Source organism: Chryseobacterium sp. POL2 (assembly GCF_011058315.1).
Lineage (GTDB): Bacteria > Bacteroidota > Bacteroidia > Flavobacteriales > Weeksellaceae > Soonwooa.
Genome location: NZ_CP049298.1, coordinates 1548808 through 1565859, shown reverse-complemented (window position 1 = coordinate 1565859; position 17052 = coordinate 1548808). Strand labels below are relative to the sequence as shown.

Sequence of the window (17052 nt, the reverse complement as noted above, 5' to 3'; positions counted from 1 at the left end):
TTTCCAGTACATTTTATTTATTTTATTTAATTATTAAAAATTTTTAAGAATGGCACAAGGAAAACAGACGCCTCGTCAGAAGATGATTAACCTGATGTATTTGGTTTTCATCGCGATGCTTGCGATGCAGATTGACCAAGAAATCATCAGGTCATATAAAGATACCAACCAGTCTCTTACTGATACAAGAGTTATGGTGGAAGAAAAGAATGACAAAATCTTCGAAAAAACATTACAAGCAAAAGCCACAGCTTCTCCAGATGTGTATGGTCCTCTACAAGACCAATACAAAGGACTAGAAGCTAAGACTGATGATCTTGTTAGTTTTATCGATGGATTAAAAAGTAAAATGAGTACTGAAGCTGAGTATAACCCAGAACTACCTTCAGAAGAAAGTTTCACAGCACTTAATAACACAGAACCTGCAACAAAATTATTTTTTAATGATGGAGATGAGAAAAATCCATCTAAAACCGCAGCAGACCTAAAAACGAAAATGGATGATCTAAGAAATTATATCACCACAACTTTCGCTTCTAACCAACAATTTGCTGATATCGCAAAAAGAGCTTCTAAAACTTTAGTTCCTGATTTTGCGAAAGGAGATAAAAGAGCTCAAGGCGGAAAGAATTGGATTCAGTATAAGTTTTATAATCAGCCGTTGATTGCTGCTTTGTCTAACTTAGAAGTTATCCAGTCAGAAGCTAGAAATCTTCAGTCTGATGCAATTTCTTCTATGTTGCAAGAGAAAGTGGACGCAGATATCAAGTTTGATGCTTATGAAGCTCTAGTACAAGGACCAAAGCAAGTTCTTCAAGGACAGCCTCAAGAAGTTAAAGTGGCAATTGGTACAAGAGCTAGTGCTATTCCAGGATTAGAAATTACTGGTGTTAGTAGAGTAGAAAATGGTCAAGGTATCGCTACCCTTAATGCTGGAGCGGTTGGACCACAAGCTTTAAGAGGAGAAATTAAATTTACTGATAAAAATGGAAAAGTTCATTCTTTACCATACGAGCATACTTATGATGTAATCGCAGGCGTACAAGAACTTAAAGCTCAAAAAGGTGCTTTACTTTCTGCTGATAAAATGAATGTTTTATATAGAGGATTACCTAACCCTGTTTCGGGATCTATTTTAGGTGCTTCGGGTAATATTTCACTTTCTGCTTCTGGTGCTTCTGTTGGTGGAGGTAATGGTAAATGGACGGTAACACCTTCTTCAGGAAACGAAGTGACTTTAACAATTTCTGGAAAAGATCCAAAAGGGGCAACAATTTCTCAACCTTTCAAATTTAGAGTTAAGAATGTACCGCCACCAGTTGGACAAATTAGAGGTAAAAATGTTGTGGCAATGCCAGCAAGTTCAATCCCTAACCAAACAGTATCTGTGTCGATGCCAGACTTCGACTTCCCAGTTAGCTTTAGTGTTAATAGCTTTATGTTTAAAGTTCCAGGAAAAGCAGCTATGAGAGTTAATGGTAGTTCACTTAGCGCTGTCGAAGGTTTAACAAAAGGCCTTAGATCAGGTGATATTGCAATTGTATTCGATATCCAAGCTACTGCAACCGGATTAGGAGGACAGGTTCTTCAAAACATTCCAGGTATTGCAATAAATGTTCAATAAAAACGTTATTTTAAAATAGTATTTGATTGGTTTTTAATCAATATTAATGATTTATATGAAAAAGATAGTTTTAAATTTTCTATTATTATCCTCAGGATTTGCTTTTGCACAGACGAATGTACTTAATGCAACATCGCCAGAAAAGTTTCGTGAAGAGCGCGAAGCTAGAAAAGACAGCGTGGCTGCACCTATTAAATATGGCTTTATAGAGGATAAAGATGTTCTTAAAAGTATGGTTGTATGGGAAATCATTGATATGAATGATAAAATCAACCAACCATTCTACCACAATAATGATGGTCTTGTATCTCAAAATCATTCTTTGTATCAGATTTTGATCGATGCTGTGACTTCTGGTAAAATTGAAGAAGTATATTCTGATGAGAATTTTACAACGAGATTAACACCAGAAGGAATTGCCGCTTCGACTTCCGCTATTAACGTTGATAACTATTTTGTTCAACTGATGAACGAAGGCAAAATCGATGATAAAGCGGTTACAAAATCTTTAAAAGGTTACAAATCTGTAATCAATGAAGAGGACAAAAGTATCAACGCGCTGAAAGGTTATTACGGTGCAAGATTACAAGATGTCTATAAAGATAACAAAGACAACGTTATTGTTAAATTAGATGGAAGTCACTTTAGAGTAACTCAAAATGATATCGTGGCAAACGTTGACCAGATTAAAACAAGTACAGAAAATGTAAAATTGTTGAAAATTATGGGACAATGGTATATCGACAAACGTGATACACAGCTTAAATATAGACTTTTGGGTCTTTGTGCAATGGGTCCAGATCCGAATGGTGCAAAAGCGCAAGCTTCTATTGCAAGTTCTCAAATTGAGAGTGGTATTACGCCAGAAGCTGCTACACCCGATTCTATCGACTTATTTTGGATTTTCTATCCAGATGCTAGAAAAGTATTAACAAGCAATTATATTTTTAATTCTAAAAATACAAGTTCTGATATTACTTTTGATGACGTGCTTAATGCGAGAAGATTTTCTTCAATCATTTACAAGTCAGACAATGGTCAAGGTAGAGGCGGTAGTGGTATAATCGACGATTACGTGCCAGAAGATGCTGATGGTCAACTAGACGAAAGCGACAGAATTAAGGCTCAAATCCTGCAAATGGAAAATGACCTTTGGAATTATTAGAAAAATATTCGTTCCTATACACAAAACCTGAGTATCTTTACTCAGGTTTTTTTATTTATGAAGTTAGATTATATCATTGTTGGTGGCGGTTATGCAGGACTCATGTTTGCGCACCAACTTATTAAACATAAGAAGTCATTTGTTATTATAACAGATGGGAGAAAATCGGCATCCGAAATCTCTGCAGGCGTTTGTAATCCTGTTGTATTAAAACGTTTTACAAGTGTTTGGAATGCGCAGAATGAGATTGATGCTGTCCTTGATAATTTTAAAGAAATAAAATCTTATCTCGGCGAAAATTTTGTAATTAACGAACATCTTGTTCGGATTTTTCATGATAAAACCGAGCAAGAACTTTGGCTGAAAAAATCCAATAAAGACGATTTAAAAGAATTCTTAAATACAGATTTAATTAAATTAAAATCCGTTAAAAATGAGTTTTTGTCAGCTAAGGTAAATCACAGCCTTAGAATTAACGTCACATCTTTTTTCAACGCTTTTTATGAATATTTTGAAGAACATCATCTGATTCTTAAAGAAAGTTTTGCGTTTGAGGATCTTGATATGCAAAATATGACTTACAAAGATTTAGAATTTGAAAATATTGTTTTTTGTGAAGGTGTTCATGTTAACAAGAATCCCTATTTTTTCGACATTCCTGTGAAAGGCAATCGTGGCCATTCGATGGTAATTTCTTCTGACACGGACATCGATCCTTACATTATTAAAAAGAAATTCTTCTTGTTTAATACTTTTAAAAATCATTTTTTTGTTGGTGGAACTTATGAGCGGGACGAAACGAGCTCGGAAATCAACCAAGATTCAGTTAACAAATTAAAAGCAGGTTTAGAAGAAATTTTTGATAAATCTTATAACATCGAAGAAGTCAATGTGGCATTTCGTGCCGTTGTTCCTGATCGTCGACCGATAGTTGGATCCCATCACAAACACCAAAATATGTTTATTTTAAATGGAATGGGTGCACGTGGCGTTATGAATTCCAATTATTTTGCAAAACAGCTCTTTGAGCATATTGAACATGGAACTCCTATTTTTCCAGAAGTTGATATCAAAAGATTTAAGTAAATAAAAGCGACAAATTTTTGCCGCTTTTTATTTTTAACCTCTCCCACGTTCCAGCAAAATCATCATCATAAGACTCAATGCACAAAGCGTTTCTTGTTCATCAGGAATATCAATGAGTCTGTCGAGTTCAAAGCGTCGTCCCAACAAAGAAGGTGTTTTTTTGAGTCTGAAAACTATTTGGTCATTCGTATCTTTGATGATATATGCAGGATTGAGAAAATAACCTGTAAACATGCCTATTATCGGTAATTCACCAACGAAAGAATCCCACATTTTCACCCACGGATTTTCTTCCGTAATTGTAAACAACTTTTGACCATTGTTGTCAAAGATTTCGTAGGTTGCTCGCCAAAAAGAGCGCATGCCTTTTCGCGCAACTTTCCCTAGTTCTGTTCCTGTTCGAGGTTCTGTAATCGAATATGACGCATTGAAATCAATCCATTGGTTAGCATTGATGTTATACAAAACGTCACGTTTGGCATCGCTTTCATAGACTTGTACACTTTCCTTAAACTTAAATAGTTTTTGCCTTGCATAAGCTTGTATTTGTCCAGATTGATCTGTAATTGTGAAGTCACTGGACAAAGTTGTTATTTTAAATTTAAACTCGAGTGGATATTGTAAATTTTTCATTCTGATTGTTTAGTGGATTAAATATAGAATATTTCTTGATATTTGCACTTTATCTATAGTTAGCATTCTGTAATTTCTTTTACATTGTTTATCTTTGCAAGGTAAAATTTTAGAATGAATAAGTATATTAAATTTGTAATAGCAGCTGTACTCATTGGCTTAGGAATATATCTCATGTTCAATAGAAATATTGGTTGGGGAATTGTTTTGGTTATATTGTCCTCGCTTCCGATTCTTTTATTTTTTAAAAATGAAAACATTCTATTAGCATTTTGGCAGTTAAGAAAGCAAAATTTTGAAGGCGCTTACAAGCATTTGTCAAGAATTAAAAGCTTTGAAAAAGAGCTTCACAAAAGCCAATATGGATATTATCATTATTTAATCGGATTAACCACTGCGCAAGATAATAATCCTGCAAAGACCGAAGCTTTAATGAAAAAAGCATTGGATTATGGCTTGAATATGAAACACGATCGCGCAATGGCAACGCTTAACTTGGCTGCAGGTGCTTTGTCTAAAGGTAAAAGACAAGAAGCTCAGAAATTATTGGAAGAGGCAAAAAGATTAGATTCTGCAGGTATGATGACCGATCAAATAAAAATGATGAAGGAACAACTAAAAATGCCTTCGATGCAGAAGCATATGCACAATCCTAATATGAGACAACGAGGAAAGTTTCACTAAAATATAAAGGTTCGATATCATATCGAACCTTTTTTATTTTACATTTCAGAATTGTTGGGTGTGTCGTAGAATTTCGGTATTTGCCAATGGTATTTGACAGCGAAAGTTCTTATGGCTACAATTAATAGAATGGTTAATATCTGTACAAAAGTATATGAAAGATTGGTGTAAATTGCAAGAATCAAAAATACGGCGCCACCAATAATACAAGCGGTTGCATAGATTTCTTTTCTAAAAATAAGCGGAATACGATTCAATAAAATATCCCGAATAATTCCACCAAAACAGCCTGTAATAGTACCTAGAATAATACAAATCATAGGATGAAGTTCTGCTGTTAATCCTTTTTGTACCCCGATGATTGTGAATAGCCCGAGCCCAAAGCTATCAAATATAAATAAGGTGACCTGGAAGTTTTTTTCAAGAGATTTAAAAATCATGGAAAAAATACTGGTTATCAAAATCAATGTACACATGCGCAAATCGTGCATCCAAAAAACAGGGACGTCCAATAACAAATCCCGAACGGTACCACCGCCAACAGATGTGATAAAGGCTATAATAAGAACGCCAAAAGGATCAAGTCGCTTTTGCATGGCCGCAAAACTTCCAGACATCGCAAAGGCAATTGTTCCTAAAACTTCTATTAAAAAATTAAATTGTTCGTGCAAAGTACATGTATTATTTCAGTTCGACAACAACAGGACAATGGTCAGAATGTTTCACTTCTGGTAAAATTAAAGCGCGTGATAGTCTTGATTCCAAAGTTTTGGATACCATATTATAATCGATACGCCAACCTTTATTTCGCTCGCGCGAAGCGGCTCTATAACTCCACCATGAATATTGATCGGGTTGATTATTGAAAAATCTAAAACTATCAATGAGCTCACATTCGTCCATAAACTTGGTCATCCATTCGCGCTCCATTGGTAAAAATCCAGAAACATTCGCCAGTCTAATAGGATCATGGATGTCAATCGCTTCGTGACAGATATTATAATCTCCAGAAATTATAAGATTGGGAATCGTTTTTTTTAATTCTTTAATATAATTTAAAAAATCATAGCAAAACTGCATCTTGAACTCCAGTCGGTCGATATTCGAGGCAGACGGAACATAAACCGAAATTACCGAAAAATCATCAAAATCTGCACGGATAATTCGTCCTTCGTTGTCAAAGCTTTCGATGCCACAGCCATAGACAACATGCTTAGGTTTTATTTTCGAAGCGATACCAACGCCGCTATAACCTTTTTTGACCGCAGAATGCCAATAACTATGATAACCTGCTTTTTCGAAACTATCGATGTCTATTTGGTCATTTCCGGCTTTACTTTCTTGGATACAAATGACATCTGGATTTGCCAAAGTTAGCCATCCGATAAAATCTTTGGTAAAAGCTGCGCGTATTCCGTTAACGTTATAGGAGATAATTTTCATAGTGTCAATTTAAAGGCAAAAATATCTTTTATTCGATTTTAAAAAAAATAAAAAGGCGGAAAAAATAAAGGATTTTTTCCGCCAAGTACCCAAATTTAAATAAACTATGAAAAAATTATTTGGGTTCTAAAATACTTATCGGAATAATCATTTCTTCTAACGAAATTCCACCATGTTGATAGGTTTCTTTGTAATAGTTAACAAAATGATTATAATTTTTGGGATAAGCCAAGAAAATGTTATTCTTAGCAAAAATATATTTTGAACTTAAATTTCCTTTTGGAAGGAAAAGTTTTTCCGGATTATTAACTGCCCATACATCGCTGTCATCGTAGGTCAAACTACGGCCTGTTTTGTAACGGATATTGGTGGATGTCTCGCGGTCGCCGACAACTTTACTCGGTTTTTTGACATATACAGTGCCGTGATCTGTTGTTATAACAAGTTTGAACCCATTTTCTGCAGCTGTTTTTATAATTTTTAAAAGCGAAGAATTCTCAAACCAATTGTAAGTTAGCGACCTGAAAGTTTTGTCATCACGAATTAATTGGTCAACAATATTGTTATCCGTTTTTGCATGGGAAAGGATGTCGATAAAGTTGTAAACGATTACCAAAAGGTCGTTGTTTTTGTGTTGGTTAAAATCATCAAGGATTTTTCTCTCGAAGTCAGCGTTTAATATTTTTAAATACTTCATCGATTTTGATGACAAACCGAGACGTTTCATTTGGTCTTCCAGAAACTCTCTTTCATGCTCATTTTTATTGCCTTCTTCGTTATCGTTAAACCATTTATCAGGAAAACGTTTTTCAATTTCGGATGGCATAAGTCCTGCGAAGAAGGCATTTCGCGCATATTGTGTTGCCGTTGGAAGAATTGAGAAATAATAATCTTCCGAGGTTTTGTTATAAAACTTGGTGAAAAGTGGTTCTATAACTTTCCATTGGTCATAACGCAAATTGTCAACCATCAATAACAAGACTTTGTCGTTAACAAGTTCTGGCTTTACTTTATCTTTGAAAAGCGTATGACTCATGATTGGTTTGTCTTGGTCATAGAGCCAATCTCCGTAATTTTTTTCAATAAATTTTGAAAACTGAATGTTGGCTTCTTCTTTTTGAGATTGCAAAAGATCGGCAAATTCACTATCAAAAACCTTATCGAATTTGATTTCCCAATTCAATATTTTCTTGTAATGCTCTGCCCAATCCTGGAAAGTTCTTAGATAAGAAAGCTCCATACTCAAGTTTCGGAATTCTTGCTGATATTCAGAAATGGTTCTTTGTTCTACAAGATTCTCGCTTTGCAGATTTTTTTTTAATGATAATAAAACTTGGTTGGGATTAACGGGTTTTAGAATATAATCGGCGATTTGAGAGCCAATGGCTTGTTCCATAATGTGTTCTTCCTCGCTCTTGGTTACCATAACGATTTTGAGACTGCTATCTTTGTCTTTTATCATGGGAATGGCTTCCAATCCAGAAATGCCTGGCATGTTTTCGTCTAATAATGTCAGCTGAAATTTTTCTTTTTCTATAAGTTCTAAAGCTTCATTAACATTGTTAACTGGGGTGACGCTGTAGCCTTTACTTTCTAAAAACACAATGTGCGGTTTTAGCAAATCAACTTCATCATCTATCCATAAAATTTTCTCTGACATAGGTTGTTTATATTTTGTATTCGGTTTACATCAAAATTACGACCAAAATCTCTTAAGTTTAAATTAAAAAGCCTTTGTTTATCGTTAAAATAAGTTAATGTATGCAAAAGAAAAACTCAGACTTGGTCTGAGTTTTAGTTGGAATAAGACATCAATTCTTCTTTTTGTGAATTGACGAGCTTGAATTCTAAGTACTTGAATGAATCTCGTGGGATAATGGTTACCCATTTTTTGTATCTCAAGAACCATCTGTTTTGGATGCTCATAAGCCCTTTGGTAAGGTAAGCTTCTACGAATGGATGGACGTGGAGATACACTTTGCCCTTTTCCTTTTGGATAATGTTTCTGATAGATTCTTCTAGGCGCTCCACAATAACGATTGGCGCAGCAATTTCTCCGTGTTTATTCGGATTTTCTTCCTTGGTTTCAATATATTTTTCTGGACGTACCCTTTGTCTTGTCATCTGGATAAGCCCGAATTTACTTGGTGGTAAGACTTTATGTTTTGCCTTATCACGTTTGAGCTCTTCTCGGAAATGCTCATATAATTCTTTACGATGTTCTGGGTCTATCATGTCAATAAAATCAATGACGATGATGCCTCCCATATCTCTTAATCTTAGTTGTCGTGCAATCTCTGTCGCAGCCATTTTGTTGACATTAAGAGCGTGCGATTTGTTAGTTGCAGCGGACGAAATATTGTTTCCAGAATTGACGTCTACAACGTGAAGCGCTTCTGTATGCTCTATAACAAGATAAGCACCTTTAGAACTCGGGATATTGACATTTTTCCCGAAGCTTTGCTTTAGTTGTTTCTCAACATTATAATATTCTAAAAGTGGAATGTGAGAATCGTAATACTGAACAATGTTTTTAGTTTCTGGCGAGATAACTTCCAGATAGTTTTTCATATCGCGCACCATAGCTTCGTCATCACAGATGATGCTGACAAAATCCTGATTAAAGTTGTCTCTTAGTATAGATGATGCTTTGTCCTCCTCGCTAAGGACTTTGCTAGGAACTTTATTTTTCTGAATGTTTTTAAAACAATCTTCCCATTTTTGGATCAGCTGATTCATATCATTATGCAGTTCCGCAACTTTTTTGCCTTCTGCAACCGTTCTGATAATAACCCCGAAACCTTCTGGGCGTATGCTTTCTATTAAAGTCCTAAGTCTTTCTTTTTCTGCTGAATCTTTTATTTTTTTTGATAACGAAATTTTATTATCAAATGGAATTAATACCAAAAATCTACCTGTTAATGATATCTGTGTCGATATACGAGGCCCTTTTGTTGAAATAGGTTCTTTGGTGATTTGGATAAGAACAAGATCTCCAGCGGTGGCAACTTTGTCAATAGTGCCATTTTTGTCAATGCTTTTTTGTACCGCAAAATCCTTCAGTTTAGAAGTGTTTTGCCTTTTTGCAATACTATCCTTCAAAAATTTTTGATAGGATAAAAATTGTGGTCCCAAATCCTGATAATGCAAAAAAGCGTCTTTGCCGTATCCGATGTTGACAAAAGCGGCATTAAGGTTGGAAGCCAGTTTTTTTATTTTTCCAAGGAATAAATCTCCAACGACGAAATCAGAATCTGATTCGAGCTCGTGGAGTTCGAACAATCTACCGTCTTCTAACAGGGCAATCTGTGAAGAATCATTCTCATGCGAAATGATTAATTCTTTCTTCATAAATTCTTATTTAATAATTGCCTTTTACGAAAGACATCAATAGTCAATATTATGCCATCTTTATGGCGTTGTTGTTGGCATATACAGAAAACAAAATATAGTCGGCGAAAAACACCAACTATATTTATATGTATATGACTTTCCGAGAAGACTATTTCTTCTTCTTGTGTCTGTTTTGTCTTCTTCTTTTCTTTCTTTTGTGGGTCGCAACCTTGTGTCTTTTTCTTTTCTTTCCGCTTGGCATAATTTAGAAATTTTATTATGTGTTAATATTAAATTAATTAGTTCTTTATTGCTACTTTTGTTTTTACTTTTTCAACAAAAGTTTTCGATGGTTTGAATGCCGGAATATTGTGTGCCGGAATTTCAATTGCAACATTTTTAGAAATGTTTCTTCCCGTTTTTGCTGCTCTAGTCTTAATAACGAATGATCCAAAACCTCTTAGATAAACATTATCTCCGTTATACATTGATGTTCTTATCTCTTGCATAAATGCCTCGATAACTTTCTGAGTATCATTTTTTTCTACGCCTAATTTATTTGAGATGATGTTTACCAATTCTGCCTTTGTCATTTCCTTTTTTGTTTATATTTTTGGTGTGCAAATATAAAACATATTTTTGAAAACTTACAAACAAAAGACTGACTTTCTTTATATTGGCAGTAAGCTACTTATATGGTATCATACTAATAAAAGAGACTTGCCATGGCGCAAAAATACAAATCCGTATAATATATGGATTAGCGAAATTGTCCTTCAACAGACGCAAGTGAAACAAGGACTTCAGCATTATATTAATTTTGTAGCGCGGTTTCCCAACGTGCAAAGCCTTGCAAATGCCAATGAAGAGGAGGTTATGTTGTATTGGAAAGGCTTAGGTTATTACTCGAGAGCGCTTAATCTTCACAAAGCTGCAAAACAAATTATAAATGATTATGACTCCGAATTTCCCAATCAATATTCTCAGCTTTTAAAATTAAAAGGCGTTGGGAAATATACGGCTGCAGCAATTGCCAGCATTGCTTTTGAAGAAAAAATCCCTGCAGTAGATGGTAATTTTTACAGAGTTTTGTCGCGGCTATTTGCTGACGATTTTGATATTTCTAATTCTAAAGCATCACAATATTTTTCTCAGTTGGCGGAATTGATTATGCCAGACGATAATCCTGGTTGTTTCAATCAAGCCATGATGGATCTAGGATCCGCAATATGTAAGCCTAAAAATCCTATGTGTGGTGATTGTCCTTTGCAGGACGATTGTCGCGCTTTTGCGGTTGGAAAAATCGAACAATTCCCAGTTAAATTGAAGAAAACGAAAGTCGAAAATTTGACATTGACATATCAATTTATTCATCACGACAATCAATTTTTGGTCAAGCAACGGGATACTTCCGATATATGGAAAAAATTGTTTGAGTTCCCAAAAAATATTGATCTGAGTGATTTTCCCCATGAAGTTGAAAGCGAAAAATTAATTCGGCATAAGTTGACGCATCGTAACTTAGAAATTTCAATATTTAAAATTAATATTCCAGATTTTTCTGATTTTGAAAATTTAAAAAAAGAATTTGTTTTTTTAAGTTTAACAAAAGATGAAGCCGATCAAAAATCGTTTCCAAAACCGCTTCATGATTTTTATGTGAAATATTTTTCATAATCATTTGATTTAAAAGAAAAACTTTATTTATTTTTGCATTATTGGTTTTCGAAAATCATATTTCGAAATTAAAAGGGAATGAAGTGTGAGTCTTCAACTGTCCCCGCAACTGTAATTCGCGAACAAAAGATGTCATCATTAACCATTGTTAACACGAGAAGGGATGCCATCTGCGAAAGTCAGGAGACCTGCCAATATTAACAAAAAATAATAAGGCTTTCGGGAGAAAAGCGGTTGGTATGAAGCATTTATATTTTTCTTTTTCGTTCTTTTTTTCGGTAGTAAGTTTTGCGCAAGAAGCAGTTATTGACACTGTTTTTATCGATCAGCAACTTCCCAAAGCAGAACAATTTTCCAAAATCCAAATTGTGAAATCCGATGAGATCCTCAAGAATGCAACATCGCTTTCAGAATTTTTAAGTTTTCAAACGCCAGTTTATATTAAAGAAAATGGGCGCGGAATGGTGTCTTCGCCTTCTTTTCGTGGAACTACCGCGCAACAAACCGCTTTTGTCTGGAATGGCATTAATATTAATTCTCAGTTTTTAGGTCAAGGCGATGTTAATAATATAAGTCTATTAGGCTATGATAATATTGCGATTAAATACGGTGGCGGAAGTATTTTGTATGGTTCTGGAGCGATTGGCGGCTCGATACATCTCAACAATTTGTTTTCATATAACAAAGGATTTAAAAATCAAATCTTTGCAGAATATGCTTCCTACGGGACATTTAATTCATTATTAAAAACTAATTATAGCAATGATAAATTGAGTGTTCAGTTTTCTGTAAATCATAATCAAAGTGATAATGATTTTGAGGTTGAAGAACAATATTATGTCAATAGAAATGCAAAATATAAAAATACGGGAATTAACCTCGGTTTTGCGCTACGACTAGATCACCACAACGAAATCTACTCACAAAGTCAGATTTTTGATGCGGAACAAAATTATCCTTTGTTGTCTGAGTTTTCCACGCCAAGTAAATATTTGAGTCAAACTTTCCGCAGTCTTGCCGGTTGGAAGTTGAAAACCTTGAAAATAAATAATGATGTGAAAGTGGCCTATCTCACGGATGATTATCAGTATTTTATGAATTCTAAAATCCCTTCCACAAAATCTGGCGGCGGAACCAAACAATATTTAATTAAAAACGATTTTAATTTTAAAATTAATTCTGATTCGGAAATCAATTTTTTAGCTGAAGTTAGTAAAATTGAAGCGCTTGGTTTTGAAACTGGAATTAGCAATATTTCTTGCCATCAAGGTTCTGCAGCTTTGTTGTACAGAAATTATAATATCAAAAATTTTGATTGGGAAGTTGGTCTTAAAAAGGAATTTGTAGAACATGTCAGCAGTCCGTTTTTGTTTTCCGCGGCAGGACATTATAAAGTTTCGGATTTTTATAATATCAAAATTAGTGCATCAAAGAATTTTCGAGCGCCAACTTTCAATGATTTGTATTGGGAACCTGGAGGAAATCCAAGTTTGAAACCAGAAACATCGATGCAATTTGAGTTTTCACAAAATTTAAAATGGAAATTTTTACATGCAAGTGTAACGCCATATTTTATGGATATCAAAGATATGATACGTTGGATTCCTGGTGCAAACGGAATTTTTCAGGCAGAAAATACCGAACGTGTGAAATCTTTGGGGATTGAAGCACAATTGGGCGCCGAGCAGAAATTTGAAGATTTTAGTTATCGCACTTTTTTCTCTTATGCTTATACAAAATCGGAAGATCAGGCACGAAAAAAACAATTGCCATACGTGCCTTTTCATAAAATTAATTTGGGCGCGGATTTTAGTTATAAAATGATAGGATTGCATTTGCAAACTATTTGGAATTCCAAAATTTTCAGTGATGCAGATGAGTCAAAGATGTACACGATGGAGTCGTTTTATGTTATTAATCTTGGTTTGGATATTTCCGTTTTGAAATCGTTGAAACTTGGATTTAAAGTTAATAATCTGACATCAGAAGTGTACAGAACAGTCTATGGCTATTGGATGCCGAAGCGCAATTATGCCGTTAATATGAATTTTAATTTTTAAAAATAGTTATTATGAAAATCAGAAGTTTGCTAGCGAGCATGTTTGCCGCAAGTTTGCTGTTTATGACAGCTTGTAAAGATGATCAAGAAGTTATCGTTGACAACGGCGCTTACGAAGGTGGCGTTTTGGTAAGTGTAGAAGGTGGGTATAATAGAAATCAAGCGGAAGTGTCTTATATTTCTTCTGATTTGTCGCAAGTTGCGCAGAATATCTATGCCCTGAATAATGACAACCAAGTTTTAGGCGATATTTTACAGACAATTGCTGTTAAAGATGATAAAGCTTTTTTGGTAGTCAATAATTCCAATAAAGTTGAAGTTGTTAATCGTTATTCTTTCAAAAAAATGACAACAATTTCGACAAATATCAATAATCCGAGATATGTCGCCTTTTCTAAAGATTATATTTATATCACGAATGATGCATATTTAGGAGAGAAATATGTGGCTGTATATAAGTTAAGTGATTTTAGTTTTGTTAAAAAAATTAATATTGAAGATGTTGCAGAGCGTGTCGTTGTAGCTGGTGATAAAGTCTATGTCCAAAATGCTAGTTTTGGTTATGGTAACAAAATTAGCATCATCAAAACTTCGGATAATGCTTTCCAAACCACAATTAGTGTTCCGAATGGTGATATCAAAAAAACAATTGGTTATGGTGATAATGTGTACAGTATTACCTCGGATGGTGTAGATTCTTATATTTATAGAATAAACGCTGGTGCAACAAGCATTGCTAAAGAAATAAAATTAAAAGGGATTGCAGATGCTAGCAATTTGGAAATTGCCAATGATGTTGCTTATTTTTCTTCAGCTAACAAAGTGTATTCGCTTCCGTTGAACGACGTTATCCCGCAATATTTATTCTCTGCATCACAATCGAATGATGGGACTTTGTATGGTTTTAATGTTATTGATGGGAAAATTTTCACATCGAATGCTAAAGACTTCAACTCGCCAAGCGAAATTACAGTGTACTCAATCATTGGGTCAGAAATTAGAAAAATCAACGGAGGTATTGGTGTTAATGGTTTTTACAAAAACTAATTTAAGGTCAAATTAAATTTAATAGAACGACGACTTACGGGTTGTCGTTTTTTTATTGTACAAATTTTGAAGCATGAATTTTGCTATTCTTTAAAGCAGAAAAAATGAAGTATTTTTGTGTAAATTTTTAAACGATGATTAGGGAGAAAATTGTAATAATAGGAGGCGGATTTGCGGGATTGCAACTCGCCAAGCAGCTTAACGGAAAAGCAGACAAAAAAGTCATGGTTATTGATAAAGTTAATCATCACATGTTTCAACCCTTATTCTATCAGGTTGCCAGCGGTAGGATAGAGCCTTCTAATATTTCGTTCCCATTCAGAAAAATATTTCAAAGGTCAAAAAATATTCAATTCCGAATGACCGAAATTAAAGAAATTGTGCCTTCTGAAAACAGAATTATTGCAGATGAAGGTACATTTACGTACGATAAATTAATCATTGCAACGGGCTGTAAAACCAACTTTTTTGGAAATCAAGTCATGGAGGATTTGACTTTTGGAATGAAGAATACGCAAGAAGCCATTAGTATTCGTAATCACATTTTGTTGACTTTTGAAAAAATGATTATCGAAAAATCCCGCACAGATGATGGCAACTGGAATATCGTAATTGTCGGAAGCGGCGCTACTGGTGTAGAATTAGCAGGTGCTTTTGCGGAAATGAAACGCGAAGTTTTGCCGAGAGACTACCCTCACATGAATTTTGATGAACTCAAAATAATTTTGATTTCTTCTGGCGCAAAACCTTTGGAAGCCATGAGTGTGGAATCCCAGAATAAAGCCGAAGAATATCTTCTAAAATTAGGTGTTACTTTCATGACCGAGGAGCGTGTGACCGCTTATGATGGCGATGTTGTGTTCTTCGAAAGTGGAAAGCAAATTCCGAGTAATAATGTCATCTGGGCGGCTGGTGTAACAGGTAATGTGATTTCGGATTTTAACAAAGATAATCTTATCCGCAACCGTTACAAAGTGGATCGTTATAATCGTATTTTGGGTTATGATAATATTTTTGCCATCGGTGATATAGCCTATATGGAAACCGCGAAATTCCCTCAAGGACATCCACAGCTTGCCAATGTGGCTATTAACCAAGGAAAAAATTTAGGAAAAAATCTTTTAAAACCTAATATCTCCAATTGGAAAGAATTTGAGTACGAAGATCTTGGCTCTATGGCAACCATCGGAAAACACCGTGCAGTTGTAGATTTACCTAAATTTAAATTTCAAGGTTTTTTTGCTTGGTATTTCTGGATGTTCTTACATTTGATGCTTATACTAAGTGTCAGAAACAAATTGGCAATATTTTTCAATTGGATGTGGAGCTATTTTAATAAAGATTCATCCCTTCGTTTAATCATTGTCCCTTCAAATCAAAATTCAACAGAACAATAATGAGAATTGATATTATAAGTGTCCTTCCAGAATTGATGCAGAGTCCTTTCCAAACTTCAATTTTAAAACGTGCCATGGAAAAAGGTTTAGCAGAAGTTCATTTTCACAATGTAAGAGATTTTGCAACTAATAAACACCGTCAAATAGATGATACGCCTTATGGCGGTGGTGCAGGCATGGTGATGATGGTGGAACCATTGGATTTGTGTATTTCTAAATTGAAAGCTGAAAGAAATTATGATGAAATCATATATTTAACACCAGACGGAACGACTCTTACACAGCGTATCGCTAATAGATTGTCAACTTTTGAGAATTTAATTTTTCTTTGTGGGCATTATAAAGGTATAGATCAGCGTGTTCGCGATTTACATGTCACACAAGAGATTTCTATTGGTGATTACGTTTTGACGGGTGGCGAGTTGGCGGCTTGTGTATTAGCAGATTCTGTTATTAGGCTTTTGCCTGGTGTGCTCAATGATGAGCAAAGTGCGTTGACAGATAGTTTTCAGGATGATCTTTTGTCGCCACCTATTTTTACACGACCAGAAGTCTATAAAGGTCTAGGTGTGCCAAAAGTTTTATTAAGTGGTAATTTTGGAGCCATTGAAGAATGGCGCCATGATGAGGCTGTGAGAATTACAACAGAACGTCGCCCAGATTTATTAGAAAATAATTAATTATTTCTCGCTATTCATTAATCCTGAATTGAAGATTTATAATGAATTTAAATTAATGATTATTATGTATTAAATTAAAAATTATAAGTGATTATTTTTTGAAAATCGTATATTTACTCCATTGTTAACGAAAAATATTTAATTATTATAAGTTTTATCGCAATTTTAGGTTGAGTTATTTTTTAAAGATAACTCATTTTTTTTAGTAAATATTTTATGTAATG

At 34.5% G+C, this 17052-nt stretch carries 15 protein-coding genes and 1 riboswitch; of the genes, 9 read left to right on the top strand and 6 right to left on the bottom strand.

Going from position 1 to position 17052, the window contains the following annotated elements; all coding sequences use genetic code 11:
- Nucleotides 1-49: 49 nt before the first annotated feature.
- From G6R40_RS07155 to G6R40_RS07145, 3 genes are read left to right on the top strand one after another with little or no spacing between them, the layout of a single operon-like run.
- Complete coding sequence (locus tag G6R40_RS07155) at nucleotides 50-1624, top strand: GldM family protein (protein ID WP_165133512.1); 1575 nt, start codon at nucleotides 50-52, stop codon at nucleotides 1622-1624.
- A 55-nt stretch (nucleotides 1625-1679) separates the two neighbouring features.
- Nucleotides 1680-2789 (top strand): gliding motility protein GldN, encoded by a 1110-nt coding sequence (gene gldN / locus G6R40_RS07150; RefSeq protein ID WP_165133509.1) that lies wholly within the window; start codon nucleotides 1680-1682, stop codon nucleotides 2787-2789.
- Between the two features lie 57 nt (nucleotides 2790-2846).
- Nucleotides 2847-3875, top strand: coding sequence for an NAD(P)/FAD-dependent oxidoreductase (locus tag G6R40_RS07145; protein WP_165133506.1), 1029 nt, complete (start codon nucleotides 2847-2849; stop codon nucleotides 3873-3875).
- Nucleotides 3876-3908: 33 nt separating this feature from the next.
- On the opposite strand, the gene G6R40_RS07140 is transcribed toward G6R40_RS07145, so the two are convergent.
- Complete coding sequence (locus G6R40_RS07140) at nucleotides 3909-4508, bottom strand: hypothetical protein (RefSeq protein ID WP_228455942.1); 600 nt, start codon at nucleotides 4506-4508, stop codon at nucleotides 3909-3911.
- 114 nt (nucleotides 4509-4622) lie between these two features.
- On the opposite strand from G6R40_RS07140, the gene G6R40_RS07135 reads away from it, so the two are divergent.
- Nucleotides 4623-5192, top strand: a complete 570-nt coding sequence (locus G6R40_RS07135; protein WP_165133503.1) for a DUF2892 domain-containing protein — start codon at nucleotides 4623-4625, stop codon at nucleotides 5190-5192.
- Nucleotides 5193-5230: 38 nt separating this feature from the next.
- On the opposite strand, the gene G6R40_RS07130 is transcribed toward G6R40_RS07135, so the two are convergent.
- The 5 genes from G6R40_RS07130 to G6R40_RS07110 form a co-directional block, all read right to left on the bottom strand.
- Nucleotides 5231-5863, bottom strand: a complete 633-nt coding sequence (locus G6R40_RS07130; protein ID WP_165133499.1) for a trimeric intracellular cation channel family protein — start codon at nucleotides 5861-5863, stop codon at nucleotides 5231-5233.
- Between the two features lie 10 nt (nucleotides 5864-5873).
- Nucleotides 5874-6635: an exodeoxyribonuclease III gene (locus G6R40_RS07125; protein ID WP_165133497.1), complete on the bottom strand. Its 762-nt coding sequence runs from the start codon at nucleotides 6633-6635 to the stop codon at nucleotides 5874-5876.
- Nucleotides 6636-6750: 115 nt separating this feature from the next.
- Nucleotides 6751-8295 (bottom strand): bifunctional response regulator/alkaline phosphatase family protein, encoded by a 1545-nt coding sequence (locus tag G6R40_RS07120; RefSeq protein ID WP_165133494.1) that lies wholly within the window; start codon nucleotides 8293-8295, stop codon nucleotides 6751-6753.
- A gap of 134 nt (nucleotides 8296-8429) precedes the next feature.
- Nucleotides 8430-9986, bottom strand: coding sequence for a ribonuclease E/G (locus tag G6R40_RS07115; RefSeq protein ID WP_165133491.1), 1557 nt, complete (start codon nucleotides 9984-9986; stop codon nucleotides 8430-8432).
- A gap of 281 nt (nucleotides 9987-10267) precedes the next feature.
- Nucleotides 10268-10561 (bottom strand): HU family DNA-binding protein, encoded by a 294-nt coding sequence (locus G6R40_RS07110; RefSeq protein WP_165133488.1) that lies wholly within the window; start codon nucleotides 10559-10561, stop codon nucleotides 10268-10270.
- Nucleotides 10562-10607: 46 nt separating this feature from the next.
- Here G6R40_RS07110 and mutY point away from each other — a divergent pair, with 46 nt between their 5' ends.
- The 5 genes from mutY to trmD all read left to right on the top strand — a co-directional run bounded on the left by mutY (nucleotide 10608) and on the right by trmD (nucleotide 16828).
- Nucleotides 10608-11645: an A/G-specific adenine glycosylase gene (mutY, locus tag G6R40_RS07105; RefSeq protein WP_165133485.1), complete on the top strand. Its 1038-nt coding sequence runs from the start codon at nucleotides 10608-10610 to the stop codon at nucleotides 11643-11645.
- A 25-nt stretch (nucleotides 11646-11670) separates the two neighbouring features.
- Nucleotides 11671-11856: riboswitch (cobalamin riboswitch) on the top strand.
- Between the two features lie 28 nt (nucleotides 11857-11884).
- Nucleotides 11885-13705: a TonB-dependent receptor plug domain-containing protein gene (locus G6R40_RS07100; protein ID WP_165133482.1), complete on the top strand. Its 1821-nt coding sequence runs from the start codon at nucleotides 11885-11887 to the stop codon at nucleotides 13703-13705.
- 11 nt (nucleotides 13706-13716) lie between these two features.
- Nucleotides 13717-14751, top strand: coding sequence for a YncE family protein (locus G6R40_RS07095; protein WP_165133479.1), 1035 nt, complete (start codon nucleotides 13717-13719; stop codon nucleotides 14749-14751).
- A 134-nt stretch (nucleotides 14752-14885) separates the two neighbouring features.
- Nucleotides 14886-16148 (top strand): NAD(P)/FAD-dependent oxidoreductase, encoded by a 1263-nt coding sequence (locus G6R40_RS07090; RefSeq protein WP_165133476.1) that lies wholly within the window; start codon nucleotides 14886-14888, stop codon nucleotides 16146-16148.
- Nucleotides 16148-16828: a tRNA (guanosine(37)-N1)-methyltransferase TrmD gene (gene trmD / locus G6R40_RS07085; RefSeq protein ID WP_165133473.1), complete on the top strand. Its 681-nt coding sequence runs from the start codon at nucleotides 16148-16150 to the stop codon at nucleotides 16826-16828. Before G6R40_RS07090 ends, trmD begins: the two co-directional genes overlap by 1 nt.
- Nucleotides 16829-17052 lie beyond the last annotated feature (224 nt).